General features: G+C 71.9%; 25 protein-coding genes. 18 read left to right on the top strand and 7 right to left on the bottom strand.

Annotation, left to right across the window (positions count from 1 at the left end):
• The first annotated feature begins 29 nt into the window (after nucleotides 1-29).
• The 5 genes from ACXJKF_RS04345 to whiG all read left to right on the top strand — a co-directional run bounded on the left by ACXJKF_RS04345 (nucleotide 30) and on the right by whiG (nucleotide 5180).
• Nucleotides 30-353, top strand: a complete 324-nt coding sequence (locus tag ACXJKF_RS04345) for a DUF2469 domain-containing protein (RefSeq protein WP_055922267.1) — start codon at nucleotides 30-32, stop codon at nucleotides 351-353.
• Nucleotides 354-613: 260 nt separating this feature from the next.
• The gene (locus ACXJKF_RS04340; protein ID WP_456786507.1) at nucleotides 614-970 is read left to right on the top strand and encodes a YraN family protein; all 357 of its coding nucleotides are present in this window, start codon (nucleotides 614-616) and stop codon (nucleotides 968-970) included.
• A complete protein-coding gene (locus tag ACXJKF_RS04335) occupies nucleotides 971-2494 on the top strand; it encodes a YifB family Mg chelatase-like AAA ATPase (RefSeq protein WP_456786506.1) in 1524 nt (507 codons plus the stop codon).
• Entirely contained in the window at nucleotides 2491-3696 is a 1206-nt protein-coding gene (dprA, locus tag ACXJKF_RS04330) for a DNA-processing protein DprA (protein WP_456786505.1), read from the top strand. Before ACXJKF_RS04335 ends, dprA begins: the two co-directional genes overlap by 4 nt.
• Before the next feature lie 545 nt (nucleotides 3697-4241).
• On the top strand, nucleotides 4242-5180 hold the full coding sequence (whiG, locus tag ACXJKF_RS04325) for an RNA polymerase sigma factor WhiG (protein ID WP_456786504.1): 939 nt from the start codon (nucleotides 4242-4244) through the stop codon (nucleotides 5178-5180).
• A 188-nt stretch (nucleotides 5181-5368) separates the two neighbouring features.
• Here the strand turns inward: whiG and ACXJKF_RS04320 are convergent, their stop codons facing one another.
• Entirely contained in the window at nucleotides 5369-5920 is a 552-nt protein-coding gene (locus ACXJKF_RS04320) for a peptidoglycan DD-metalloendopeptidase family protein (protein ID WP_456786503.1), read from the bottom strand.
• A 516-nt stretch (nucleotides 5921-6436) separates the two neighbouring features.
• Here ACXJKF_RS04320 and rpsB point away from each other — a divergent pair.
• The 7 genes from rpsB to ACXJKF_RS04285 all read left to right on the top strand — a co-directional run bounded on the left by rpsB (nucleotide 6437) and on the right by ACXJKF_RS04285 (nucleotide 12412).
• The gene (gene rpsB / locus ACXJKF_RS04315; protein ID WP_456786502.1) at nucleotides 6437-7462 is read left to right on the top strand and encodes a 30S ribosomal protein S2; all 1026 of its coding nucleotides are present in this window, start codon (nucleotides 6437-6439) and stop codon (nucleotides 7460-7462) included.
• Between the two features lie 109 nt (nucleotides 7463-7571).
• Nucleotides 7572-8417 (top strand): translation elongation factor Ts, encoded by an 846-nt coding sequence (tsf, locus tag ACXJKF_RS04310; protein WP_456786501.1) that lies wholly within the window; start codon nucleotides 7572-7574, stop codon nucleotides 8415-8417.
• Between the two features lie 83 nt (nucleotides 8418-8500).
• Nucleotides 8501-9244 carry a UMP kinase gene (gene pyrH, locus ACXJKF_RS04305; RefSeq protein ID WP_055922247.1) on the top strand — a complete coding sequence of 248 codons (744 nt, stop codon included), beginning with the start codon at nucleotides 8501-8503 and terminating at the stop codon, nucleotides 9242-9244.
• Between the two features lie 58 nt (nucleotides 9245-9302).
• Nucleotides 9303-9860 (top strand): ribosome recycling factor, encoded by a 558-nt coding sequence (gene frr, locus ACXJKF_RS04300; protein ID WP_456786500.1) that lies wholly within the window; start codon nucleotides 9303-9305, stop codon nucleotides 9858-9860.
• Nucleotides 9860-10702, top strand: coding sequence for a phosphatidate cytidylyltransferase (locus ACXJKF_RS04295; RefSeq protein WP_456786499.1), 843 nt, complete (start codon nucleotides 9860-9862; stop codon nucleotides 10700-10702). The genes frr and ACXJKF_RS04295 overlap by 1 nt, the downstream gene beginning before the upstream one ends.
• A 31-nt stretch (nucleotides 10703-10733) precedes the next feature.
• On the top strand, nucleotides 10734-11861 hold the full coding sequence (gene rlmN, locus ACXJKF_RS04290) for a 23S rRNA (adenine(2503)-C(2))-methyltransferase RlmN (RefSeq protein WP_307492893.1): 1128 nt from the start codon (nucleotides 10734-10736) through the stop codon (nucleotides 11859-11861).
• Entirely contained in the window at nucleotides 11858-12412 is a 555-nt protein-coding gene (locus ACXJKF_RS04285) for a DivIVA domain-containing protein (protein ID WP_456786498.1), read from the top strand. The genes rlmN and ACXJKF_RS04285 overlap by 4 nt, the downstream gene beginning before the upstream one ends.
• A 61-nt stretch (nucleotides 12413-12473) precedes the next feature.
• On the opposite strand, the gene ACXJKF_RS04280 is transcribed toward ACXJKF_RS04285, so the two are convergent.
• The 3 genes from ACXJKF_RS04280 to ACXJKF_RS04270 form a co-directional block, all read right to left on the bottom strand.
• Nucleotides 12474-13286: an ABC transporter permease gene (locus ACXJKF_RS04280; protein WP_456786497.1), complete on the bottom strand. Its 813-nt coding sequence runs from the start codon at nucleotides 13284-13286 to the stop codon at nucleotides 12474-12476.
• Entirely contained in the window at nucleotides 13283-14269 is a 987-nt protein-coding gene (locus tag ACXJKF_RS04275; protein ID WP_456786496.1) for an ATP-binding cassette domain-containing protein, read from the bottom strand. Before ACXJKF_RS04275 ends, ACXJKF_RS04280 begins: the two co-directional genes overlap by 4 nt.
• A gap of 65 nt (nucleotides 14270-14334) precedes the next feature.
• Nucleotides 14335-15012, bottom strand: coding sequence for a PadR family transcriptional regulator (locus tag ACXJKF_RS04270; RefSeq protein WP_456786495.1), 678 nt, complete (start codon nucleotides 15010-15012; stop codon nucleotides 14335-14337).
• A gap of 31 nt (nucleotides 15013-15043) precedes the next feature.
• On the opposite strand from ACXJKF_RS04270, the gene dxr reads away from it, so the two are divergent.
• On the top strand, nucleotides 15044-16210 hold the full coding sequence (gene dxr / locus ACXJKF_RS04265; protein ID WP_456786494.1) for a 1-deoxy-D-xylulose-5-phosphate reductoisomerase: 1167 nt from the start codon (nucleotides 15044-15046) through the stop codon (nucleotides 16208-16210).
• A 4-nt stretch (nucleotides 16211-16214) separates the two neighbouring features.
• Here dxr and ACXJKF_RS04260 read toward each other — a convergent pair whose 3' ends face one another.
• Genes ACXJKF_RS04260 through ACXJKF_RS04250 form a run of 3 tightly spaced genes read right to left on the bottom strand, consistent with a single transcriptional unit; the run spans nucleotide 16215 to nucleotide 19416 of the window.
• Nucleotides 16215-17570 carry an NAD(P)/FAD-dependent oxidoreductase gene (locus ACXJKF_RS04260; RefSeq protein ID WP_456786493.1) on the bottom strand — a complete coding sequence of 452 codons (1356 nt, stop codon included), beginning with the start codon at nucleotides 17568-17570 and terminating at the stop codon, nucleotides 16215-16217.
• Nucleotides 17567-18943: an aspartate aminotransferase family protein gene (locus ACXJKF_RS04255; protein WP_456786492.1), complete on the bottom strand. Its 1377-nt coding sequence runs from the start codon at nucleotides 18941-18943 to the stop codon at nucleotides 17567-17569. The genes ACXJKF_RS04260 and ACXJKF_RS04255 overlap by 4 nt, the downstream gene beginning before the upstream one ends.
• On the bottom strand, nucleotides 18940-19416 hold the full coding sequence (locus ACXJKF_RS04250; protein WP_246123595.1) for an Lrp/AsnC family transcriptional regulator: 477 nt from the start codon (nucleotides 19414-19416) through the stop codon (nucleotides 18940-18942). The genes ACXJKF_RS04255 and ACXJKF_RS04250 overlap by 4 nt, the downstream gene beginning before the upstream one ends.
• Before the next feature lie 196 nt (nucleotides 19417-19612).
• Here ACXJKF_RS04250 and ACXJKF_RS04245 point away from each other — a divergent pair, with 196 nt between their 5' ends.
• The 5 genes from ACXJKF_RS04245 (at nucleotide 19613) to ACXJKF_RS04225 (ending at nucleotide 25455) form a co-directional block, all read left to right on the top strand.
• Nucleotides 19613-21058, top strand: coding sequence for a gamma-aminobutyraldehyde dehydrogenase (locus ACXJKF_RS04245; RefSeq protein WP_456786491.1), 1446 nt, complete (start codon nucleotides 19613-19615; stop codon nucleotides 21056-21058).
• 154 nt (nucleotides 21059-21212) lie between these two features.
• The gene (locus ACXJKF_RS04240; protein WP_456786490.1) at nucleotides 21213-22439 is read left to right on the top strand and encodes an ABC transporter substrate-binding protein; all 1227 of its coding nucleotides are present in this window, start codon (nucleotides 21213-21215) and stop codon (nucleotides 22437-22439) included.
• A complete protein-coding gene (locus tag ACXJKF_RS04235) occupies nucleotides 22436-23617 on the top strand; it encodes an ABC transporter ATP-binding protein (RefSeq protein WP_456786489.1) in 1182 nt (393 codons plus the stop codon). Before ACXJKF_RS04240 ends, ACXJKF_RS04235 begins: the two co-directional genes overlap by 4 nt.
• Before the next feature lie 7 nt (nucleotides 23618-23624).
• The gene (locus ACXJKF_RS04230) at nucleotides 23625-24545 is read left to right on the top strand and encodes an ABC transporter permease (protein ID WP_456786488.1); all 921 of its coding nucleotides are present in this window, start codon (nucleotides 23625-23627) and stop codon (nucleotides 24543-24545) included.
• Between the two features lie 121 nt (nucleotides 24546-24666).
• Nucleotides 24667-25455, top strand: a complete 789-nt coding sequence (locus ACXJKF_RS04225; protein WP_456786595.1) for an ABC transporter permease — start codon at nucleotides 24667-24669, stop codon at nucleotides 25453-25455.
• Nucleotides 25456-25466 lie beyond the last annotated feature (11 nt).

Here is a 25466-nt window from a genome sequence, read left to right as displayed (position 1 = left end):
CGGCTGCACGCATGGGGGATGATGTCCCGGTGAGCGCGGAGGACCTGGAGAACTACGAGACCGACATGGAGCTCGCGCTGTACCGCGAGTACCGCGATGTCGTGGGGCTCTTCTCCTACGTCGTGGAGACCGAGCGGCGGTTCTACCTCGCCAACCAGGTGGACCTGCAGGTCAGGTCCGCCGCCGGCGAGGTGTACTTCGAGCTGACGCTCGCCGACGCCTGGGTGTGGGACGTGTACCGCTCCGCCCGGTTCGTGAAGTCGGTGCGCGTCGTGACGTTCAAGGACGTCAACGTCGAGGAGCTGGCGAAGGCCGAGCTCGACCTCGGCGGGAGCGCGGGCTTCGCCCGCTGACGTCCGCCGTCCACACCAATCGCACACTCGCCTTCGTCGCTCGCGTGAGCCGCCTACGGCCCGTCCGGCCGGCAGGTTCGCCGAGCCGGCACCTGCCGCCGAGCCCGACGTCGGCTCGCTCGGCAGCCGCCCCTGACAAACTCGTCGTGGCTGGGGCGAGCCGCCCACAGCCCGCCTCGCCGTGACCCCGCCCACGAGGTGGCGGGCGGCACCGCTCGCACCGCCGTGACGCTGGCACCGTCCTGCGCGGAGGTGGTCCGGTGCGCGCGAAGGACGCAGTGGGGCGGTACGGGGAGGACGTGGCGGAAGCGCATGTCCGGGACCGTGGTTGGGACGTGCTGGACCGGAACTGGCGCGCCCGGGACGGTGAGCTCGACCTTGTGGCGCTCGACGGCGACGAGCTGGTCGTCGTCGAGGTCAAGACGCGGCGGTCTCTCGCGTACGGGCATCCCGCCGAGGCGGTGACCCCGCGCAAGCTGGCACGGGTGCGTCGGCTCGCGGCGCAGTGGCTTGCCGCGCACGACGTGCACCCAAGATCGGTGCGGATCGACGTGATCGCGGTGCTGCTGCCTGCCCGGGGCGCTGCGCAGGTCGACCACCTCGAGGGGGTGGTCTAGGTGGTCCTCGGCCGGACCCTGGCGGTCGCACTGGTGGGGCTGACGGGGCACGTCGTCGAGGTCGAGGCGCACCTGGCCCCCTCGCTGCCGGCGTTCACGCTCGTCGGGCTGCCTGACGCCTCGCTGGCGGAGTCGCGCGACCGGGTGCGGGCCGCCGTGACGTCGTCGGGACTCGCGTGGCCCAACCGGCGCATCACCGTGAACCTCTCGCCCGCCACGCTGCCCAAGTCCGGCTCGGGCTTCGACCTGGCGATCGCTGTGGCGACCTTGGCCGGCGCCGAGGCCATCGACCCCGCGGCGCCCCGCGGTGTGGTCCACCTCGGGGAGCTCGGGCTGGACGGTCGGCTCCGGCCCGTGCGCGGCGTGCTGCCCGCTGTGGCGGCCGCGGTCGCCGCGGGGTGGTGCCGGGTGGTCGTCGCGGAGGCCAACGCGGCGGAGGCGCGACTGGTGCCCGGTGCGCGGGTCGTCGGCGCGACGAGCCTGGCCGAGGTCGCAGCGGGCTACGGCGCCACCGTCGATGTCCCGGACGTCGCGCCGGTGCGCCCTGAGGCCGTGCCCACGCAGCCCGGCAGCTCTGCGGTGGACCTCGCTGACGTGGTCGGCCAGGACGAGGCGCGCTCGTGCATCGAGGTCGCCGCGGCCGGTGGGCACCACCTGCTGATGGTCGGCCCGCCGGGGACGGGCAAGACGATGCTCGCCGCCCGTCTGCCCGGGTTGCTGCCGGACCTGTCGGAGGCGGATGCCGTCGAGGTCACGGCTGTGCACTCGGTGGCCGGCGCCTTCGACCCCGGGGACGGGCTGCTGCGTCGACCACCGTTCGAGGACCCTCACCACACGGCGACACCCGCGAGCGTCGTGGGCGGCGGCTCGGGCGTCCCGCGCCCAGGGGCCGCCTCGCGGGCGCACCGTGGCGTCCTGTTCCTCGACGAGGCGCCCGAGTTCTCCACCGCGGTGCTGCAGACGCTGCGGCAGCCGCTCGAGCACGGCGAGCTCGTGCTCCACCGGGCGGCCGGCGCGGCCCGCTATCCCGCTCGGTTCCAGCTGGTGCTCGCGGCCAACCCGTGCCCGTGCGGGCAGGCGGTCGGGAAAGGGCTCGCGTGCACGTGTCGTGCGGAGCAGCGCCGTCGCTACTTCGGCAAGCTCTCCGGTCCGCTGCTGGATCGGGTGGACCTGCAGGTCGAGCTGAGTCCGGCCCGTGCGGGATCGGTCGTGGGGGAGTCCTCCGCGGTCGTTGCGGCTCGGGTGCACGAGGCCCGCACCGCGCAGGCGCTGAGGCTCGCGGGGACGCCGTGGCGCACCAACGGCGACGTCTCCGGCAGCTGGCTGCGGGAGCGGCTCGGGCCCGATCGCACCCTGGTCGCGGACCTGGACCGCGCGCTCGATCGCGGCACCCTGAGCCTGCGCGGTGTCGACCGGGTGCTGCGGGTCGCGTGGACGCTGGCTGACCTCGCGGGGCGCGCGGCCCCGGGACGTGCCGACGTCGGCCACGCCCTCCTGCTCCGGACTCGCGGGAACGGGGCATGAGCGGCGACGACGCGGCGGTGCTGGCGCGCGCGACGTGGAGCGCTCTGGTGGAGCCGGGCGATGCCGTCGCAGGCACCCTCGTCGGACTGCTCGGTGCCGTCGAGGCGTTGGAGTGGGTCCGCGAGGCGGTCCGGCACGCACCCGATCTCACCCGGCTCGAGCACGCGCACGGTCCGCTCCTCGACGCCGACCGGAGGCGGGTGGTGACCGCCCTCGCCCGCTGGGCGGTCCGGTTGCCGGACTGCGACCCGCACCGCGCCCTCGGGCACCTCGAACGGCTCGGCGGCACCGTGCTGGTGCCAGGGGATCCTCGATGGCCGTCGGCGCTCGACGACCTCGGTACCGGGACGCCGTTCTGCTTGTGGCTCCGGGGCGAGCCGGACCTCCGTGCGGTGCTCGCCGCGTCGGTTGCCGTCGTCGGCTCTCGGGCCGCGACGACCTACGGTGAGCGCGTCGCGTTCGATCTCGCCGACGGACTTGCGGCGCAGAGCGTGTGCGTGGTCTCGGGCGGTGCGTACGGCATCGACGCGGCCGCTCACCGCGGAGCCGTCGCCCGAGGCGGGCAGACCCTCGTGATCCTCGCCGGGGGAGTCGACCGGGCCTATCCGGCGGGAAACGCGCGACTTCTCGACGCGGTGGTGGGCTCCGGGGGAGCGCTCGTCTCGGAGGTGCCACCGGGCAGCCTGCCGACCAAGAGCCGGTTCCTGCAGCGCAACCGCCTGATCGCCGCTGCTGGTCGGGCCACGGTGGTGGTCGAGGCGGCGTGGCGGTCGGGCGCGATGAGCACCGCACACCACGCGGCCCGCCTTCTGCGACCCGTCGGTGCCGTCCCAGGCCCCGTGACGTCGATGGCGTCCGCCGGCTGCCACCGGCTGCTGCGGGAGGGGGTCGCCGTGTGCGTCACGGACGCGGCCGAGGTGCGTGAGCTCGCGGGGGTCATCGGTTCCGGCCTCGTGGCCGTGGCGGACGCGGCCCGGTCCGCCGACGACCGCGCAGCCCGGCGCATCGACGGGCTGGAGCCGCTGGCGCTGCGCGTCCTCGACGCCCTCTCCCGGCGCGTACCCACGGATCTCGATCGGGTGGCGAGCCTGGCCGGCGTCACGGTGGCGGAGGCCCGAGGGGCGGTTGGCCTCCTCGAGCTCGACGGTTGGGCGGTCCGCCGAGGTACCGGCTGGGTCCTCGTCGGAGTTGACGCACCATGACGGCGGCTCGGTGTCCAGAAGGCGCGCCGGAAGGGGGTGCACAGGAGAGTGGGTGAGGAGTTCAGGGGGTGAAAAACTCGCGCGATCGGGCCATTGTTCGTCGCAGAATCGGACATTGCGCCGGGATTCGCCCACCGTTAGGCCGCGCAGGTGAAAGTGCTGCTTGTGACCTTCTGTGTTTCAGGTCACCGTACTCACATGGACATCACAGAGAGCGCGACGAGGACGCCGAACAGGGCGCTCCTGCAGTCTGAGTTCTCGACGTACCGCGGTGTTCTGCGTGGAATGTCGGAGTGCGCAGATCGTGCATATCTCGGCGATGTCGCTCCCTTTGCCGGGAATGCTTCGTCGCGTGGTCGGAACGGGCTTCACCCCGTCGCCGTCCACCGTCTCGAGAGTGGCTCGGACCTGCGCAGCGTCCAGGGGATCCACGGTCACCCGAGCCTCGCCACGACCCACCGCTCCACCCCCGTTCGTGCCGAGCGACTCAGCTCGGCGTTCCAGGAAGTGCACCCCCGAGCATGACGAAGACAATGGAGTCGACGATGACGACGCAGCTGGACGCCGCCTTCCCGGTGCACACGCGACTGACGAGCACGGCGCCCGAGGGCGTCATCCCGCAGCCCCGGTCGGCCGAGGTGGACCTGCTCGCACCGGCGTCGGTCCCGATCACGCGGGGCGTGCCCGCCCCCCGGACGCCGGTGGCCCCCAGCCGCTCCGTCGAAGAGGTCGACGCCCTGTGGGAGGAGTACAAGGCGGCGCCGTCCGCCCGTGCTCGTGAGGGCCTGATCCTGCACTACGCCCCGCTCGTGTCGGCCGTCGCCGGTCGTGTCGGGATGCGCCTGCCGAGCACCGTCGAGCAGGCCGACCTGGTCTCCTACGGCATGTTCGGTCTCATCGACGCCATCGAGAAGTACCAGACGGACCGCTCCGTGAAGTTCGAGTCCTACGCCTCCTCCCGCATCCGCGGCGCGATCATCGACGAGCTGCGCGCGATGGACTGGGTCCCGCGCTCGGTCCGCACCAAGGCCCGCTCCGTCGACCGCGCGTACGCCGAGCTCGAGGCCAAGCTGCACCGCACCCCGACCGAGGACGAGGTCGCCCGTCACCTCGCGATGCCGGTCGAGGACCTGCGGGCCATCTACTCCCAGCTCTCGACGGTGAACGTCGCGGCGCTCGACGAGCTGCTCGGCGGCGGCGACGACCGTCCCGGCGGCGTCTCGCTCGGCGACACCCTCGGTGACGAGCGCACGCTCGACCCCGCCAGCTCGATCGAGGCGGCCGAGACCAAGTTCCTCCTCGCTCGCGCGATCGAGTGCCTCGGTGAGCGCGAGCGCATCGTCGTCGTCCTCTACTACTACGAGGGCATGACGCTCGCCGAGATCGGTCGCGTGCTCGGCGTCACCGAGTCGCGCATCTCGCAGATGCACACCGCGGCGATGGTCCGGCTCCGCACCCGTCTCGTCGAGGCCGAGCGCGCCTGACGGAGCTGCCCGCCGACATCGTCCTGGCAAGAACGGCGGCCGCGCTCGCGCACGCTCCGGCTGACGGGCCTACCCGTCGGAGCCGAGCGGGTGTGCTGGACGACCGGTCGCGCACCCGTCGGCTGACGGCCCTACGTTGACAGCCGAGCGGAACGGGACGACCGGCCGCGCACCGGCGGCTGACGGTCCTACCCGTCGGAGCCGAGCGGGAGCAGGACGACTGGTCCCGCACCCGCGAGCAGGCTGAGCGGGTCGACGTAGTCGTCCCCGACCCGCACGCCCCAGTGCAGGCACGCGCTGGGTGCGCAGTGGGAACCGTCGGCGGAGAGCGTGCCCAACGGCGTCCCCGCGATGACGAGCTGGCCGACGCCGACGACAGGCACCAACGGTTCGACGCTCGACCGGCGTCCCTCGCTGTCCGTCACCGTCACCACCGGTCGACCGCCCACCATGCCCGCGTAGGTGACCACGCCGGCGACGGGGGAGACGACCTCAGCACCCAGGGCCGATCGCAGGTCGACCCCGCGGTGGCCGGCCGCCCAGCGCACGGGGGGCGGCTCGAAGGCGCGCACCACGTCCCTCGGTCCCGCGAGCGGCAGACGGTACGTGCCTGCCGGCGGCGGGGAGCCGGGTGGCCCGGCCGTTCCTGCCGACGCGGCGGCGACCCCCATGAGGGCGAGCAGCACCGTGATGGTGCCCAGCGTGGCGGTCAGGCGGGCGGGGAGGCGTCCTCGGGTCATGCGGTGATGGTCCGCGGCGCCGGAGGCGAGGTGGGCGGAGCCGGCAGAGTCGGTGGATGACGTCGCCGACCGGCGGGCTGTGGTCAGCTCACCGCACGGGGGTGATGTGGACGCACGAGAGAGCACGGCCAGCGAACGCGCGTGGGCGCGCCGTGCCCCGGCGTGGACGCGGTCGCGGGGAGTCCGACGTGCGAGCAGTCGTGGGAACGTCGTGGGCACGGTGCGGAGCAGGGTCGGTGATCGGCTAGACTTCGGGTGCGACCGGTCCGTACCGGTCGACTTCGCGCGTCATCCACCCGATCACCGGTCCGTCGGTCTCCGTGCCGACAAGGTCCAGGACGGGGTCGATCTCCGCAGCGGTCCGAGCATCTGTCCACGTGGCAGGTACCGGAGCGGACGACGACATGGCGCCAGGGGCGCCGACCAGCTGGTCGGAGCCGACAACCGAGATGCGGGCCTGGACAACGGGTCCGCCTTGACGCGTGCACCTTGCGGTGCGCGCCGGAAGGACGTGCCATGGCCGTCGTGACCATGCGCCAGCTGCTCGAGAGCGGTGTCCACTTCGGACACCAGACCCGCCGCTGGAACCCCAAGATGAAGCGCTTCATCTTCACCGAGCGCAACGGCATCTACATCGTCGACCTGCAGCAGTCGCTGTCGTACATCGACAACGCCTACGACTTCGTGAGCCAGACCGTCGCCCACGGCGGGACGATCCTGTTCGTCGGCACCAAGAAGCAGGCGCAGGAGCCGGTCGCCGACCAGGCCGCCCGCGTCGGCATGCCGTACGTCAACCAGCGCTGGCTCGGTGGCATGCTCACCAACTTCAGCACGGTGCACAAGCGTCTCCAGCGCCTCAAGGAGCTCGAGCAGATCGACTTCGACGACGTGGCGGGCTCGAACCTCACGAAGAAGGAGCTGCTCGTCCTGCGCCGCGAGAAGGACAAGCTGGCCAAGACGCTCGGTGGCATCCGTGATATGGCGAAGGTCCCCTCGGCCGTGTGGATCGTCGACACGAACAAGGAGCACCTCGCGGTCAACGAGGCGCGCAAGCTCGGCATCCCGGTCGTCGCGATCCTGGACACCAACTGCGACCCCGACGTCGTCGACTACCCGATCCCGGGCAACGACGACGCGATCCGCGCGGTCCAGCTGCTGACCCGCGTCATCGCCGACGCCGCCGCCGACGGTCTGCTGAAGCGCCACTCGGGTCGCACCGCGGCCGCCGAGGGTGCTCCGGCCGACGCCGAGCCGCTGGCCGAGTGGGAGCGCGAGCTGCTTGCCGGCGCCGAGGCCGACCTGGCCGGTGCCGAGGTCGCGGCCGACGCGACCGAGGCCGTCGCCGAGGCGAAGACCGAGATCGCCGAGGAGGTGGCAGCCGAGGAGGTCGCCACCGAGACCGTCGCTGAGGAGGCCGTCGCCGAGGCCGTTGCCGAGGAGGTCGTCGCCGAGGCTGTGGCCGAGGAGGTCGTCGCCGAGGGGGCCGCGACCGAGGTCGCCACCGACGAGGCCGCCACCGAGGGCGACGCCGACTCCAAGTGATACCGCTGGTGCCGGCGGCCCCCTGTCGGGGCTGCCGGCACCGCGGCACGTCACCGGACCGTTGAGGTCCCGCATCAACGTCACGACACACGAGGAACGGACACGACTGATGGCGAACTACTCGCTCGCAGACATCAAGGCGCTGCGCGAGAAGACCGGTGCCGGAATGATGGACGTCAAGAAGGCGCTCGAGGAGGCTGAGGGCGACTCCGACAAGGCGCTCGAGCTCATCCGCGTCAAGGGCCTCAAGGGCGTCGGCAAGCGTGAGGGCCGCGCGGCCTCCGACGGCCTGGTCGTCGCTCACGTCGGCCCGACGGCCGATGGCGAGGGTCAGACGGGCGTGCTCGTCGAGATCAACTCGGAGACCGACTTCGTCGCGAAGAGCCCGAACTTCGTGGCCCTCGCGGACCGCGTCCTCGCGGCCGCGGTCGACAGCCCCGCCCGCGACGCGGACGCGCTGCTGGCCACCGAGGTCGACGGCTCCAGCGTGCAGAACATCGTCGACGAGACCGCCGCCACCCTGGGTGAGCGCGTCGTCGTGCGCCGCCTGGCCCGCGTGGCCGGCGAGCACGTCGAGGTCTACCTGCACAAGGTCAGCAAGGACCTGCCCCCGCAGGTCGGCGTGCTCGTCGCGACCGACGCGGCCGGTGCCGGCGTGGCCCGGGACATCGCGACGCACATCGCGGCGTTCTCGCCCACGTACCTGACGCGCGAGGAGGTCTCGGCCGACGTCGTCGCGAACGAGCGCCACATCGCCGAGGAGACGGCCCGCAACGAGGGCAAGCCCGAGGCCGCGCTGCCGAAGATCATCGAGGGCCGCCTCAACGGCTTCTTCAAGGAGAACGTGCTGCTCGAGCAGGCGTTCGCCAAGGACAACAAGAAGACGGTCGCGCAGGTCCTCGCCGAGGCCGGCGGCACGCTGACGGGCTTCGTCCGTTACCGCGTGGGAGCCTGACCTCAGGTGATCGACGGTGGCCCCGGCCCTGCGGGGTCGGGGCCACCGTCGCACCAGCCCGATCCAACTCTCGTGGAGGCACCGTGACCCTGGACCCCGAGTCGACCCGCGGAGCGGTGCCGGACCGGCGCGTCCTGCTCAAGCTGTCCGGCGAGACGTTCGGCGGTGGGGACGTGGGCCTGGCGGCCGACGTCGTCCAGCGCGTCGCCGCGGAGATCGCCGTCGCGGTCCGGGCCGGTGTGCAGGTGGCGATCGTCGTCGGTGGAGGCAACTTCTTCCGCGGCGCCGAGCTCTCGCAGCGTGGCCTCGACCGTGCGCGCGCCGACTACATGGGCATGCTCGGCACGGTGATGAACTGCCTGGCGCTCCAGGACTTCCTGGAGCAGGCCGGTGTGAGCACGCGCGTGCAGACCGCGATCGCGATGGGCCAGGTGGCCGAGCCGTACATCCCGCTGCGCGCCATCCGGCACCTGGAGAAGGGCCGCGTCGTCATCTTCGGCGCGGGTGCGGGCATGCCGTACTTCTCGACGGACACCGTGAGCGTGCAGCGCGCCCTCGAGACGCACTGCCACGAGGTGCTGATGGGCAAGAACGGCGTCGACGGCGTGTACTCCGCGGACCCGCGGACGAACCCGGACGCGGTCAAGCTGGACCACCTGACGTACACGGACGCTCTGGTCAACGACCTGGGCGTGATGGACGGCTCGGCGCTCAGCCTGTGCCGTGACAACGACGTGCGGATGCGCGTCTTCGGGCTCGAGGAGGCCGGCAACGTCACGCGGGCACTCCGGGGTGAGAAGATCGGCACGCTGATCACGGCCAGCTGACAGTGCTGACACGCTGCACGAACGCACGGCATCGAACTGACGACACGAAGGAGCTCCGGTGATCGACGAGACCCTCTTCGAGGCTGAAGAGAAGATGGACAAGGCCGTCGAGGTCGCCAAGGAGGACTTCTCGACGATCCGTACCGGTCGGGCCAACGCCGCGATGTTCTCCAAGGTGTTCGTCGACTACTACGGGAGCCCGACGCCGCTGCAGCAGCTGGCGTCGTTCAACGTCACCGAGGCGCGCACGATCCTCGTCTCGCCGTTCGACAAGTCGTCGACCGCCGCGATCGAGAAGGCGCTGCGCGACTCCGACCTGGGCGTGAACCCCACGAACGACGGCAACGTCATCCGCATCGTCCTGCCCGCCCTCACGCAGGATCGCCGCAAGGACTTCGTGAAGCTGGCCAAGTCCAAGGCGGAGGACGCCCGGGTCTCGGTGCGCAACGTCCGGCGGCGGGCCAAGGAGGAGCTGGACCGCATCGTCAAGGACGGTGAGGCCGGCGAGGACGAGGTCGCCCGTGCGGAGAAGGAGCTCGAGTCCTTGACGAAGAAGCACGTGGACCTCATCGACCACCTGCTCGCGTCCAAGGAGAACGAGCTCCTCGAGGTCTGATGAGCCAGACTGCCATCGCCGCCACCCGGACCCCCCGCCCCGGTCGTGACCTCCCGGTCGCGATCGTGGTCGGCGTCGCCATGCTCATCGCGGTGGTCGCGTCGCTGTTCATCCGCAAGGAAGCCTTCGCGGTCGTCGCCGTCCTGGCCGTGAGCGCGGGGCTCTGGGAGCTGGCGCAGGCTTTCACCCGCCGCAACATCCACCTGCCGCTGCTCCCGCTGCTGGTCGGCGCGATCGGCATCCTCGTGTCCGCGTACACGGCGGGTCCGGAGGCGCTGTTCGTCGCGTTCATGCTGACCGTCGGCGGTGTCGTCGTGTGGCGCGTGCTCGACGGGAGCGGCCAGCCGGCCCTGCGGGACGCGACCGCGGGTGCGTTCGCCGCGGCGTACCTGCCGTTCCTCGGCGGGTTCGTCATGCTCCTGCTCGCCGAGCCCGACGGCGCGGCCCGCGTGATGCTCTTCATCCTCCTGTGCGTCGCCAGCGACGTCGGCGGCTACACGGTGGGTGTCCTGCTCGGCAGGCATCCTCTCGCCCCGTCCGTGAGCCCGAAGAAGACCTGGGAGGGTCTGGCCGGCTCGATGGTCCTGGCGTGCGTCGTCGGTGTCGTCGGTGTGCAGCTCGCGTTCGACGGGGAGCCGCTGGTCGGCGTGATCCTCGGCCTGGCGACGGTCGTGACCGCGACGCTCGGCGACCTCGCCGAGTCGATGCTCAAGCGCGACCTCGAGCTCAAGGACATGGGCCGGCTGGTGCCGGGCCACGGCGGCCTGCTGGACCGGCTCGACTCGCTCGTCCTGACCGCCCCTGCGGTGTACGTGGTCCTCACCGTGTTCCAGCCCGCCTGAACCTTCCTAGTCCGAGAGGGGGTACCTGGCCATGACCGGTACACCCGTGCGCCTCGACCTGTCCTCGCCCAGCCGGGGACCTCGTGGCAAGCCGCCCAAGCACTTCGTCGACCTCACGCCCGAGCAGCGGATCGAGGCGGTCACCGAGCTCGGTGAGAAGCCGTTCCGCGCCAAGCAGCTGGCGACGCACTACTTCACGCACCTGACCAACGACCCGGCCCTGATGACGGACCTGCCGAAGGCGACGCGCGACAAGCTGGTCGAGGGCCTGTTCCCGCAGCTGCTCACGGCGCACCGCACGCAGACGGCGGACAAGGGCACGACGGTCAAGACGCTGTGGCACCTGTTCGACGGCGCCAAGGTCGAGTCGGTCCTCATGCGGTACGCCAACCGCACGACGCTCTGCGTCTCGAGCCAGGCGGGCTGCGGGCTCGCGTGCTCGTTCTGCGCGACGGGGCAGCTCGGTCTGACCCGGAACCTGTCCACGGCGGAGATCGTCGAGCAGGTCCGGGCGGCTGCCCGGTCGCTGGCCGACGGTGAGGTGCCGGGCGGCCCGACGCGCCTGAGCAACGTGGTGTTCATGGGCATGGGAGAGCCGCTCGCCAACTACAAGTCGGTGATGGAGACGGTCCGGCGCCTGGTGGCCCCGGCGCCTGACGGTCTCGGCATGTCGGCGCGCAACGTCACGGTCTCGACCGTGGGCATGGTGCCGGCGATGGACCGCCTCGCCAAGGAGGGCATCCCGGTGACCCTCGCCCTGTCGCTGCACGCGCCGGACGACGAGCTGCGCAGCGAGCTGGTGCCGGTGAACACGCGCTGGAGCGTCGACGAGGCTCTGGACTCCGCGCACCGCTACTTCGAGGTCACCGGCAGGCGGGTCTCCATCGAGTACGCGCTCATCCGGGACATCAACGACCACGCGTGGCGGGCGGACCTGCTGGGCGAGAAGCTCAACGCCCGCGGGCGTGGCTGGGTGCACTGCAACCCGATCCCGCTGAACCCGACGCCGGGCTCGAAGTGGACCGCGAGCGATCCCCGGGTCGAGCAGGAGTTCGTGGCACGCTTGCGTGCGCACGGGATCCCGACGACGATCCGGGACACCCGCGGCAGCGAGATCGACGGCGCCTGCGGACAGCTGGCAGCGGAGGAGGACGAGTGAGCGACGGGATGTTCCGGACCGTCTCGGGCCTGAAGCAGGGGTACGACCCGGACGAGGTCGACGACTTCTTCGCCCACGCACGGGCTGTCTACGAGCAGGGTCCGGCCTCGGCACTGGCCAGCAAGGACGTGCGCAGCGTGGCGTTCGACATGGTGCGGGGCGGCTACGTGACCGCCGCGGTCGACGCTGCTCTCGACCGGCTGGAGGCCGCGTTCGTGGCCCGGTCCCGGTCGGAGTTCGTCGCGACGCAGGGGCAGCAGGGCTGGATGGACCACCTGAGCGAGCAGGCCCGCACGCTCTACGGCCGGCTGGGCCGCCCTGACGGCGACCGGTTCGCGCCTCCGGAGGGTCGGCAGCAGGGCTACGAGCCCGCCGACGTCGACGACCTGTGCCAGCGCCTCGTCGCCTACTTCGACAAGGGCACCCCGCTGTCGGCCGCCGAGGTCCGATCCGCGACGTTCCGCCGCCGCAAGGGCCACAACGCCTACGCGGAGGGTCCGGTCGACGCCTTCCTGTCCCGCGCGGTCGAGGTGCTCCTCGGCGTCGAGTAGGTCCGGACGTCACGACGGCCGCGCTCCCTCCCGGGGAGCGCGGCCGTCGCTGTCTGTTCGCTCAGCCGTCCTCGCGCTTGAAGGTGCGCGTGCCGAACCAGAGACCGACCGCCGCGAGCACGATCGTCAGCGCCGAGCCCCACAGCGCGACGGAGCTGCCGATGTCGCCGTCGAACTGGGCGCGGATGCCCGAGACGACGTGCTTGATGGGGTTGAGGTTGGACAGCGTGTTGAGCCACGCGGGCGCCGACGCCGCGGTGATGGGCAGCAGGATCCCGGACAGCAGCAGCAGCGGCAGGGCGACCCCGTTCATCAGGGGCGCCAGGGCGTCCTCGCTCTTGAGCGTCAGCGCGACGGCGTAGGACGCCGAGGCGAACGCGGCGGCGAGCAGCGCGGCCGTGATGATGCCGAGCACGATGCCCCAGAAGGGTGCCTCGAGCCCGAACAGGAACGCCACGGACACCAGCACCACGCCCTGCACGGCGACGACGATGACGTCGCGCAGCACCCGACCGACCACGAGGGCGGACCGGGGCGCGGGACTGACGCGTTCCGCCTCGATGACCCCGTCGCGCCACTCGCCGATGAGCCCGAAGCCGACGAACAGCGCGCCGAACATGCCGAGCTGCACGAGCAGGCCCGGGACGAAGAGCTGGTAGGCGTTCGTCGCGCCCAGCTGCGGGGCGAGCGGCTCGAGCAGCGGACCGAACAGGGAGAGGTACAGCACCGGCTGGAGCAGGCCCATGACGGCCCAGACCGGGTTGCGCAGCGAGATCCGCATGGCGCGCCGGAAGACGGTGAGGGTGTCGCGGACGAAGGTGCCGCGGCCCGTCCGCTCGTCGGTGAACGTCTGCGGGGAGGTGATGGTGGTCATGCTGCGGCTCCTTCGGAGGTCTGCGCCGGGCTCTCGCCGTCGCGCAGGGAGCGGCCGGTCAGGGTGAGGAAGACGTCGTCGAGCGTGGGCCGGCGCAGCTCGACACCGTCCAGCTCGATGCCCTCGGCGTCCAGGGAGCGCAGCAGGCCGGCGAGCAGCGTGCGGCCGGCCGGGACGCGGACCTCGACCAGCAGGCCGTCGACCGTCGGGACGTCGGCGCCGGGGAGCTGCGCGGCGATGGCGGCGATGCGGACGACGTCCGCGGGCTGCGACGCGCTGAGCAGGACGGCGTCGCCGCTGACCCGCTGCTTGAGCTCCTCGGGCGAGCCCTGGGCGACGATCTGCCCGTGGTCGATGACGAGGATGCGGTCGCACAGGGCGTCGGCCTCGTCGAGGTAGTGGGTGGTCAGGAAGACGGTGCTGCCGCGCTCGTCACGAAGGCCGCGCACGTGGGTCCACAGGTTGGCGCGCGCCTGCGGGTCGAGACCGGTGGTGGGCTCGTCGAGGAACACCAGGCGCGGCGTGTGGATGAGGCCCGTGACGATGTCGAGCCGTCGGCGCTGGCCGCCGGACAGTGACGAGCACTTGCGGTCCCAGAGGCCGTCGAGCTCGAGCTGCTGGAACAGGTCGCGGCCGCGTGCGACGGCGACCGAGCGCTCGACGCCGTAGAGCAGGGCGTGGTCGACGACCTCCTCGCCGGCGCGTGCCTCGCCCGAGGTGGAGCCGGACTGGGCGACGTAGCCGATGCGTCGGCGGACGGTGCCGGGGTCCCGGCGCAGGTCGGCGCCGGCGACGGTCGCCTCGCCGCGGGTCGGGCGCAGGAGGGTGGTGAGCATCCGGAGGGTGGTCGTCTTGCCGGCGCCGTTGGGGCCGAGGAAGCCGACGATCTCACCGGCCTCGACGTCGAGGTCGACGCCGCGCACGGCGTCGACGTCTCCCCGTCGGGTCTTGTAGGTGCGGGCCAGGCCGCGGGCATGGATCATGCGGGGTCTCCTTCGAGTGAAGGTCCCAGTATTCAAGATGGACTATTACTCGTCAACCTTGACTATTACGTGTGTTCCTCGGCCATGGCGGTGACGACCCACGGGCCGACCCCCGCGGCGCGGGCGACCTCGAGCTGCTCGGCTGTCGGGTTCCACATCGGCGGCTCGCCCTGGAACGCGTACGCGCCGCCCGCCAGTCGGTCGAGATACTCGCGCGACCACTCGAGCTCGCCGCGCGTGCGAGCGCTGATCAGCCGGGCGACCTCCGTCGCCGTGTCGGGGGTGTCCTTCGCCTCCAGGATCTGCTCGATCTGCGACGCGAGCACGGCGAGGTGACTCTCCAGCAGCTCGATGCGGGTCTCGATCGTCTGGACGACCTCGGACCGGGGGAGCGCGAACGACATGTTCACGGCGGTGAGGAAGAACGTGGCGTCGTCCACGGAGAGCAGCCCGGTGCGCAGCAGCGCGAGGAACTCGTCCTCGCCGGCGTCGGTCAGCCGATAGGTGGTCCGTGGGGGTCGGGGACCGGTGCTCGCCACGCCGACCTCCTCCAGCAGGCCCGAGCGGGTCAGGGACTTCAGCGCGTTGTAGATCGACCCCGGGTGCACGTGCGCCCACTGGTCGACCTCCCAGCTCACCAGCTCACGGCGCAGGAAGTAGCCGTACACGGGCTGGAAGATCCGCACGCAGCCGAGCACGAGCAGGCGCGTCGAGGACCCCTGGGGCGTCGCAGGAGCGGACATGCGGCGATCCTGCCACGGGCGATGCACGAAGATGGGCAGCGTGACACAGCGCAGCGTCGTCCTCCTCGGGTCCACCGGGTCCATCGGCACGCAGGCCGTCGACGTGATCACCCGCAACCCCGACCGGTTCACGGTGACGGGTCTGTCCGCGGGCGGTGGGGACGTCGACCTGCTGGCCCGGCAGGCCCGGGAGCTCGGGGTGTCGACGGTGGCCGTCGCCGACCCGCGCGCCGGGGCGCCGCTGCGGGAGGCGCTCCCGGGGGTCGAGGTCCTGGTCGGGCCGCAGGCGTCCACGGAGCTGGCCGGCCGCGGTGCCGACGTGGTGCTGAACGGGGTCACGGGCTCCGTCGGGCTCGGGCCGACGCTCGCCGCGCTGCGGGCGGGCAGCACGCTCGCGCTGGCCAACAAGGAGTCGCTCGTCGTCGGCGGCCGGCTGGTGCACGCCGCACGGCAGCGCCCCGACCAGATCGTGCCCGTCGACTCCGAGCACTCGGCCATCGCGCAGGCGCTGCGCGGCGGCACCCACCCCGAGGTCCGGCGGCTGATCCTCACCGCGTCCGGCGGGCCGTTCCGTGGCTGGTCCCACGACGACGTCAAGACGGTCACCCCGCAGCAGGCGCTCGCGCACCCGACCTGGTCGATGGGCCCGGTCGTGACGATCAACTCCTCGACGCTCATGAACAAGGGGCTGGAGCTCATCGAGGCGCACCTGCTGTTCGACGTGCCCGTCGCGGACATCACGGTGGTGGTGCACCCGCAGTCGGTGGTGCACTCGATGGTCGAGTTCGTCGACGGCTCGACGCTCGCGCAGGCGTCGCCCCCGGACATGCGGCTGCCGATCGCGCTCGGGCTGTCCTGGCCGGACCGGGTGCCGCAGGTCGCGCCGCCGTGCGACTGGACGCAGGCCACGGCGTGGACGTTCGAGCCCCTGGACGAGGACGTCTTCGCGGCCGTCCGGCTGGCGCGCGAGGCGGTCGCGACCTCCGCGACGCATCCGGCGGTCTACAACGCGGCGAACGAGGAGTGCGTCGAGGCGTTCCTGACGGGCAGGATCGGGTTCCTCGACATCGTGACCACGGTCGAGCGGGTGCTGGGCGAGCACGACGGCACGACACCGGAGAACCTGAGCCTCGACGCCGTCCTGGCCTCCGAGGTCTGGGCGCGGGCGCGTGCGCAGGAGATCCTCGCGCGCGCCTGAGGGCTCAGTGGCCGAGCACCTGGCTCAGCAGCCCGCCCATGCGGCTGGGGTGACCGGTCCGGGCCTCGGTGCGGTCGGCCCACGCGGTCGCCCGCCGGGTCGCCGTGATGCCGGCCCACCGGATCGGCTCCGGCTCCCAGGCGGGGGAGCGGTGGTCCACCCACGGCAGCCGGACCAGGGCGCTGTCCGCCCCTGTGAGCAGGTCTGCGAGGGTCCGACCCGCGAGGTTGGTGAGCGCGACGCCGTCTCCGACGTACCCGCCCGCCCACGCGATCCCGGTCTCGGGGTCGAGGCCGACCGACGGGTGCCAGTCGCGCGGCACGCCCAGCGGGCCGCCCCAGTGGTGGGTGATCTCGGCCCGCTCGAGCACCGGGAACAGGTCGACGAGCTCGCGCTCGAGGTGTGCGGCGGTCGAGTCCACCTGGTCGTACGCGGACCGGATGGCGGAGCCCAGGTGGTACGGGGCACCTCGCCCGCCGAACGCGAGGCGGTCGTCGGTGGTCCGCTGGCCGTAGACGACGAGGTGCCGCGCGTCCGTGAACGTCTGGGCGCGGTCCAGCCCGATCTGCGCCCAGACCTCCGGCGGCAGCGGCTCGGTCGCGATCATGTGCGAGTACACGGGGGCGACGTCGCGGTGCGAGCCGGGCAGGTGCGCGCTCCAGGCCTCGGTCGCGCGGACCACCCAGCGGGCGCGGACGATGCCGTGGTCGGTGACGACCGCACGGGGCGAGAGGCGCAGCGCGCGGGTCCCCTCGACGAGCCGGGCGCCCCGGGACAGCACGACGTCCAGCAGCCCGCGGACCAGCCGGGCCGGGTGCACCCGGGCGCAGTCCGGCGTGAACGAGCCACCGACGACGCCGGCCGCGCGGACGTGCTCCGCCACGCCGTCGGCGTCGAGCAGGTGCGACTCGTCGCCCCACCGGGCGTCGGCGGCGACGGCGTCGGCCACCCGCTCCAGCTGGGGGCGGTTGCGGGCGACGGTGACCGTGCCGCCGAAGGCGAACCCGCAGTCGATCAGCTCTGCGGCGGCGACCCCACCGACCTCGACGACCGTGTCCCGCATCGCGGCCCGCATGGCGGTCGCGGCGTCGTGCCCGTGCAGCCGGGCCAGCTCGTCGGCCGAGACCGGCAGGAGGGCCGAGCACCAGCCGCCGTTGCGTCCGCTGGCCCCGAAGCCGGCGACCTGTGCCTCGACCAGGAGCACGTCGAGCGACGGGTCGGCCTCGAGCAGGTAGTACGCGGTCCAGAGGCCGGTCAGCCCGGCCCCGACGATGACGACGTCCGCCTGGGCGTCGCCGTCGAGCGGGTCGTGCGGGGCGCGCTCCTCGACCTGCTCGGACCAGAGCGACCGTCCCGTCACAGACGCGCCCAGGCGTCGGTGAGCACGCCGCGCAGGATGCCCGTGATCTCGTCGAACTCGGCCTGCCCGCACGTGAGCGGCGGGGCGAGCTGGATCACCGGGTCGCCGCGGTCGTCGGCGCGGCAGTACAGGCCGGCGTCGAACAGGGCACCCGACAGGAAGCCGCGCAGGAGGCGTTCGCTCTCGTCGTCGTCGAACGTCTCCCGCGTGGCCTTGTCCTTGACCAGCTCGATCCCGTAGAAGAACCCCTCGCCGCGCACGTCGCCGACGATCGGCAGGTCGAGCAGGCTCTCGAGGGTGCGCCGGAACGCGGGGGCCGACTCCTTGACGTGCGTGGTGATGCCCTCCCGCTCGAACAGGTCGAGGTTCGCGTTGGCGACGGCCGCGGACACCGGGTGCCCGCCGAACGTGTAGCCGTGCGCGAACGACGCGTTGCCCGTCGCGAACGGCTCGTACAGCCGGTCGGAGGCGATCAGGGCGCCGATGGGGGAGTACCCCGAGGTCATGCCCTTCGCGCACGTGATCATGTCCGGCACGTAGCCGAAGTCGTCGCACGCGAAGATCGACCCGATCCGGCCGAACGCGCAGATCACCTCGTCGGAGACCAGCAGCACGTCGTACTGGTCGCAGATCTCGCGGACCCGCTCGAAGTACCCCGGAGGTGGCGGGAAGCAGCCACCGGCGTTCTGCACGGGCTCGAGGAACACCGCCGCGACGGTGTCCGGCCCCTCCATCTCGATCGCGTCGCCGATGCGGTCCGCCGCCCACCGCCCGAACGCCTTGGGGTCGTCGCGCAGGTGGTCCGGCGCGCGGTACTCGTTGGTGTTCGGCACCTTGTGCGCGCCGGGCACCAAGGGCTCGAACTGTGCCTTGAGCGTCGGCAGACCCGTGATCGAGAGCGCCCCGTGCGTGGTGCCGTGGTACGCGATCGACCGCGAGATCACCTTGTACTTGTTCGGCTTGCCGGTGAGCTTGAAGTAGTTCTTCGCCAGCTTCCAGGCGGTCTCCACGGCCTCGCCGCCGCCGGTGGTGAAGAAGACGTGGTTCAGGTCGCCCGGGGCGTGGGCCGCGAGGCGCTCCGCCAGGTCGATCGCCTGCGGGTGCGCGTAGGACCACAGCGGGAAGAACGCGAGCTTCTCGGCCTGCACGCGTCCCGCCTCGGCCAGCTCCGCGCGGCCGTGCCCGGCCTGCACCACGAACAGCCCGGACAGGCCGTCGATGTACTGGCGGCCCTGGTCGTCCCAGATGTGGTGACCCTCGCCGCGCACGATCGTCGGGACGCCGGCGTCCCAGGCGCTCTGCCGCGTGAAGTGCCCCCAGAGGTGCGCTCTGGCGGCGTCGGAGCGGTCGGTCCCCGCCGGTGTCCGGCTCATCGTGTCCCCCAGTTGTAGAGCTGCTTGCGCAGCTTCAGGTAGACGAACGTCTCGGTGGTCCGCACCCCGGGGAGCGTGCGGATCTTCTGGTTGAGCACCTCGAGCAGGTGGTCGTCGTCCTCGCAGACGACCTCGCACAGCAGGTCGAAGCCGCCGGCGGTGATCACGACGTAGTCGACCTCGGTCATCGCGGCGAGCGCGTCGGCGACGAGCGACAGGTCGCCCTCGCACCGCAGGCCGATCATCGCCTGCCGCGAGAAGCCCACCTGCAGCGGGTCGGTCACCGCGACGATCTGCATGACGCCGGAGTCGGTGAGGCGCTGGACGCGCTGGCGCACCGCGGCCTCGGAGAGCCCGATCGCCTTGCCGATCGTGGCGTACGGCCGCCGACCGTCCTCCTGGAGCTGCTCGACGATCGCCTTCGAGACGTCGTCGAGTGCCGGGTGCCCCGGCGCTGGTCTGCGTGTGCCCACTTGCCGATGGTGGTGCGCGGCGAGCCGCAACGCAAGGTGCACGCGCGCTCGGGGCGAAGGATTTCGTCGTGAGAGGTCGTGAGAACTTCTGATTCCGGCGTCCGCGGCCGCCCGATCAGCCGAATGGGCCCTCCGGGGCTGCCGCGCGGAGGTGTTGCGGCGTAGCGTGCGGCGCACCGACCGTGAGGAGAGCACCGTGAGCCAGTCCGCCGACCTGATCGAGCTGCGCAACGTGATCGGGGGCGCCCAGCGGCCCGCCGTGGACGGTCGCACGACCTCGGTGATCGACCCCTCGACGGGCCAGGAGTACGCCCGTGCACCCCTGTCCGGGACGCAGGACGTCGACGCGGCCTACGACGCGGCCTCGGAGGCGTTCACCACCTGGGGCCGCACGACGCCGGCCGAGCGCCAGCTCGCACTCCTGCGCCTGGCCGACGCGGTCGAGCAGCGGGCCGACGAGTTCGTGGCCGTCGAGTCCCGCAACACCGGCAAGCCGCTGCACCTGACCGCCACGGACGAGGTGCCGCCCTGCGTCGACCAGCTGCGGTTCTTCGCCGGCGCCGCCCGCGTGCTCGACGGGCTCAGCGCGGGGGAGTACATGGCGGGGCACACCTCCTGGGTGCGGCGCGAGCCGGTCGGGGTGGTCGGCCAGGTGACCCCCTGGAACTACCCGCTGATGATGGCGATCTGGAAGATCGCCCCGGCGCTCGCGGCCGGCAACACGATCGTCCTCAAGCCGTCCGACACGACGCCGGCCTCGACGCTGCTGCTCGGCCAGGTGGCGAACGAGGTGCTCCCGCCCGGGGTGCTGAACGTCGTCTGCGGCGACCGCGACACGGGCCGCGCCCTCGTCTCCCACCAGCGCCCCGACATGGTGGCCATCACCGGGTCGGTCCGCGCGGGCTCGCAGGTGGCCGCCGCCGCCGCGGCCAACGTCAAGCGCGTCCACCTGGAGCTCGGCGGCAAGGCCCCGGTGATCGTGTTCGCCGACGCGGACGTGGCCGCCGCCGCCGAGGGCATCGCGGGCGCCGGGTACTACAACGCCGGGCAGGACTGCACGGCGGCCACCCGCGTGCTCGTGCACGCGAGCGTGCACGACGACTTCGTCGCAGCGCTCGCCGAGGCGGCCAAGGGCCAGCGCACGGGTGTGCCGAGCGACCCGGACGTCGCGTTCGGTCCGGTGAACAACGCGCTGCAGCTGGAGCGGGTCACCGGCTTCCTCGATCGGCTCCCCGACCACGCGTCGATCCTTGCCGGTGGGCACCGCGTCGGGGACGTCGGCTACTTCGTCGAGGCGACCGTCGTGGCAGGGCTGAAGCAGGACGACGAGGCCGTCCAGGACGAGATCTTCGGTCCGGTCATCACGGTGCAGACGTTCACCGACGAGGACGAGGCGATCACCCTGGCCAACGGCGTGCGCTACGGGCTGTCCAGCTCGGTGTGGACGCAGAACCACGGCCGGGCGCTGCGGGTGTCTCGCGCCCTGGACTTCGGCGTCGTCTGGATCAACACCCACATCCCGTTCGTCGCGGAGATGCCGCACGGCGGCTTCAAGCACTCGGGATACGGCAAGGACCTGTCGATGTACGGCTTCGAGGACTACACCCGGATCAAGCACGTGATGTCTGCGTTCGACGCGTGAGGCGACGGATCCGGGAGCCCCTTGGCCGTGGGCGCGGCATTTTCGTTGCGCACGGGTGCGGATTCGACGGATTCCTTGCCGGAGCGCCCTCCGTTTGCGAAGATCCACGGGCGCCGCCGTGCATGGTGGCGCCTATCGGCACCCTAGGAGCCCCATGAGCCCCCATCGTCGCCCACTCCCCGCGGACCCGCGGGTCCGCGCGCTCGTCGCCCAAGCCTCTCAGCGAGGATCTCTGTCGCGCCGCTCGTTCCTCGCGGGGGCCCTCGGCACCGCCGGGGTCGGGGCGCTGCTCGCCGCGTGCGGCACCGGTGCACCGTCGGCCGTGCCGGCGCCCGCGGACGACCTCTCCAGCAGCAAGAAGCTCGTGCGCTGGGCCAACTGGACGCAGTACCTCGACCAGGACGACGAGGGGACCAGCTACCCGTCGCTGGAGGCGTTCCAGGACGAGTCGGGCATCACGGCCACCTACGCCGAGGACATCGACGACAACGACACGTTCTACGGCAAGGTCTCCGGCCAGCTGAAGAACGGCCAGGACATCGGCTACGACATCGTCACGCTGACCGACTGGATGGCCGCGCGGCTGATCCGCCTCGGCTACGCCCAGAAGCTGCACAAGTCGCGCATGCCGAACGCCGAGAACATCCTGCCCGGCCTGCAGCACGTGGACTTCGACTACGGGCGCACGCACTCCCTGACGTGGCAGTCCGGCTTCGCGGGACTGGCCTGGAACCGGGAGAAGGTCCCCGACGGCCTGCACACGCTCTCGGACCTGTGGGCGCCGGAGCTGGCCGGCCGCGTCGAGGTGCTCTCCGAGATGCGCGACACGATCGGGCTGATCATGCTCGACCAGGGCGTCGACCCGTCGAGCAACTGGAGCGACGACGACTTCTACGACGCGCTGGACGTGCTGAAGAGCAAGATCGACTCCGGTCACATCCGCGGGGTCCGCGGCAACTCCTACACGGAGGACCTGAACTCCGGCGACGCGATCGCGGTCATCGGCTGGTCGGGGGACATCACGTCCCTCAACTACGAGGCCGACGGCAAGTTCGAGTTCGCCATCCCGGAGGCCGGCGGGACGCTCTGGAGCGACAACATGCTGGTGCCCGTCGGTTCCCCGTACCTGCGGAACGCCGAGGAGCTCATGAACTTCTACTACGACCCCGAGGTCGCCGCGCAGGTGGCCGCCTGGGTCAACTACATCACCCCGGTGCAGGGCGCCCAGGAGGCGATGATGGCGATCGACCCGGCGCTCGCCGAGAACCCGATGATCTTCCCGACGCCCGAGATCCTGTCCAACGTGAGCGTCTTCCGGACGCTCACGCCCGACCAGGAGGCGCGCTACAACGGCGAGTTCCTCACCGTCATCGGCGCATGACGAGCGCCACCGCGGCGAACGCGTCTCCGACCGCCCGACCGGGCGCGACGGGTACCGCGCTCGAGCTCGAGCGCGTGACGAAGGCGTTCGGGCAGTTCGTCGCGGTGGACGACCTCTCGCTGGCGATCCCCACGGGATCGTTCTTCGCGCTCCTGGGCCCGTCCGGGTGCGGCAAGACGACGACCCTGCGGATGGTCGCCGGCCTGGAGCAGCCGACCGCGGGGACCATCTCGCTCGGTGGTCAGGACGTCACGGCGACCCGCGCCCACCAGCGTCCGGTGAACACCGTGTTCCAGAGCTACGCGCTGTTCCCGCACCTCACGGTCGGCCAGAACGTGGCGTTCGGCCTCAAGCGCTCGGGCGCTCGCGACGTCGCGCGGCGGGTGGCGGACGGTCTCGACCTGGTCGAGCTGGGCCACCTCGCCGGCCGTCGGCCGTCCCAGCTCTCCGGCGGTCAGCAGCAGCGGGTCGCGCTCGCCCGCGCGCTGGTGAACCGGCCGGCGCTGCTGCTCCTCGACGAGCCCCTGGGTGCGCTCGACCTCAAGCTCCGCCGGCAGATGCAGCTCGAGCTCAAGCGCATCCAGACCGAGGTGGGTCTGACGTTCGTGCACGTGACGCACGACCAGGAGGAGGCCATGACGATGGCCGACACGGTCGCGGTCATGAACCACGGCAGGATCGAGCAGCTGGGCTCGCCCGCCGACCTCTACGAGCTGCCGCGGACCGCGTTCGTCGCCAACTTCCTCGGGCAGTCGAACCTCGTGCCCGGCACGGTGACCGACCGGGTCCTGAAGCGCGGCCTCCTCGGCGTCGACGTGCGGGGGACCAGGGTGCTCGTCCCGGCGGCGCGTGCGGTGCGACAGGACGGTGCGGTGCTCGTCGGGGCGCGGCCGGAGAAGATGCGGCTCCTCGTCGGGGACCAGGTGCCGGGCGACGGCGAGAACGTGCTCGGTCCCGGGATCGTCACCGACGTCTCGTTCATGGGCGTGAGCACGCAGTACCAGGTGGAGGTCCCGGGGCTCGGGACGTTCGGCGTCTTCGCGCAGAACCTGCTCGGTGGAGCCACGGTCCCGGTCGGGACGTCCGTGGGGCTGGCCTGGTCGGTCGACTTCACGTTCGGTCTGGACGGCGCGCAGGCCCGCGACGACGGCACCGTCGACCTCGACGACGAGCTGTGAGGCGCCGGTGAGCATCACGGCCGCGCTCGGGCACGGCGTCGCGGGGGAGGCCGCCCCACCTGCGCGCCGTCGCGCCCAGCGCGCGCACCTCCTGCTGCTCGGTCCCGGGCTGGGCTACCTGGTCCTGTTCTTCGTCGTGCCGGTGGGCGCCCTGCTGGCGACGTCCCTGTACGTGCCGGTGCCCGGCGGGGACGTGGGGCAGTACCAGCCCGCCCTGCACTGGCAGAACTACCCCGACGCGCTCGCGCAGTTCTGGCCGGCGTTCCTGCGCTCCTTCTGGTTCGCGTTCGTGGCCACGGTGGCCGCCCTGGTGATCGGCTACCCGATCGCGTACGTCATCGCGGTGCGCGCCCGGGGGCGCAAGCTGCTCCAGGGGCTGCTGCTCGTGCTGGTCGTCGCACCGTTCTTCACCAGCTTCATCCTGCGCACCATCGCGTGGAAGCAGATCCTTGCCGACGACGCGTTCGTCGTGACCGCCCTGCACGCCCTGCACCTGCTCCCGCCGGACGCCCGGCTGACCGCCACCCCGTTCGCCGTGGTCAGCGGCCTGACCTACAACTTCCTGCCCTTCATGGTGCTGCCCATCTTCGCGGCGCTGGAGCGGCTGGACTCCCGGCTCCTGGAAGCCGGCGCGGACCTGTACGCGTCCCCGGTCACGACGTTCCGGACGGTCACGTGGCCGCTGTCCCTGCCCGGGGTGGTCGCCGGGACGCTCCTCGTGTTCATCCCGGCCGCGGGGGACTACGTGAACGCGTCCCTGCTGGGGAACAGCACGAACACGACCATGATCGGGCAGGTCATCGACGCCCGGTTCTTCAAGGTGCTCGACTACCCGACGGCCGCCGCCCTGTCGGTCCTGCTCATGGTGGCGATCCTGCTCCTCGTCGGCGCGTACGTGCGCCGGTCGGGGACGGAGGAGCTGCTGTGAGCGCCCGCTCGTCGGCGGACGGGTGGACACCGTGACAGCCGTGCTCGACCGGGCCGCGCAGTCGACGGCCGCGTCGGACCCGCCGCGCACCCCGCGCCGTCGACGTCGGCGGGTTGGCGAGCTGATCGTGCCGGTCTTCGCCGCCCTCGCGTTCGTCTACCTGCTCGTGCCGGTCGCCTACACGGTGCTGTTCTCGTTCAACGACGCAGGCAAGACCAACCTCGTGTGGCGCGGGTTCACCCTGGAGAACTGGCAGAACCCGTGCGGCGTGCCCCAGGTGTGCGAGTCCTTCGCCAACTCCCTGCAGGTCGGGCTCGTCTCCACCCTGATCGCGACCGCGCTCGGCACCCTGGTGGCGATCGCGCTGGTCCGGTTCCGGTTCCGCGGCCGCGCGCCGACCAACCTGCTGATCTTCCTGCCGATGTCGACGCCCGAGGTCGTGCTCGGCGCGGCGCTCCTCGCGCAGTTCCTGACCCTGCGCGTCCCGCTCGGCTTCGGCACCGTCGTCGCGGCGCACGTGCTGTTCTGCATCAGCTTCGTCGTCGTGACCGTCAAGGCGCGCGTCGCCAGCCTGGACCCGGCGATCGAGGAGGCGGCGGCCGACCTGTACGCCTCTCCGTGGCAGGCGTTCTGGCGGGTCACGTTCCCGCTCCTCCTGCCGGGCATCGCGGCGGCGGCGCTGCTCGCGTTCAGCCTGAGCTTCGACGACTTCATCGTCACCAACTTCACGTCGGGGTCCTACTCGACGTTCCCCAAGTTCGTGTACGTCTCGGCCACCCGGGGCATCCCGCCGCAGGCCAACGTGATCAGCTCGTTCATGTTCGTCCTGGCCCTCGCCATCGTGGTGCTGGTCCAGGTGCTCGGTCACGCCCGGAGCAAGCGGCTCCGGGCACGACGAACGACACAGTGAGCTCGGAGGCG

It is taken from the genome of Cellulomonas sp. P5_C5 (assembly GCF_054049655.1).
Note: the sequence above shows the minus strand (reverse complement) of the source record. Positions and strands in the feature narration are given on the sequence as shown.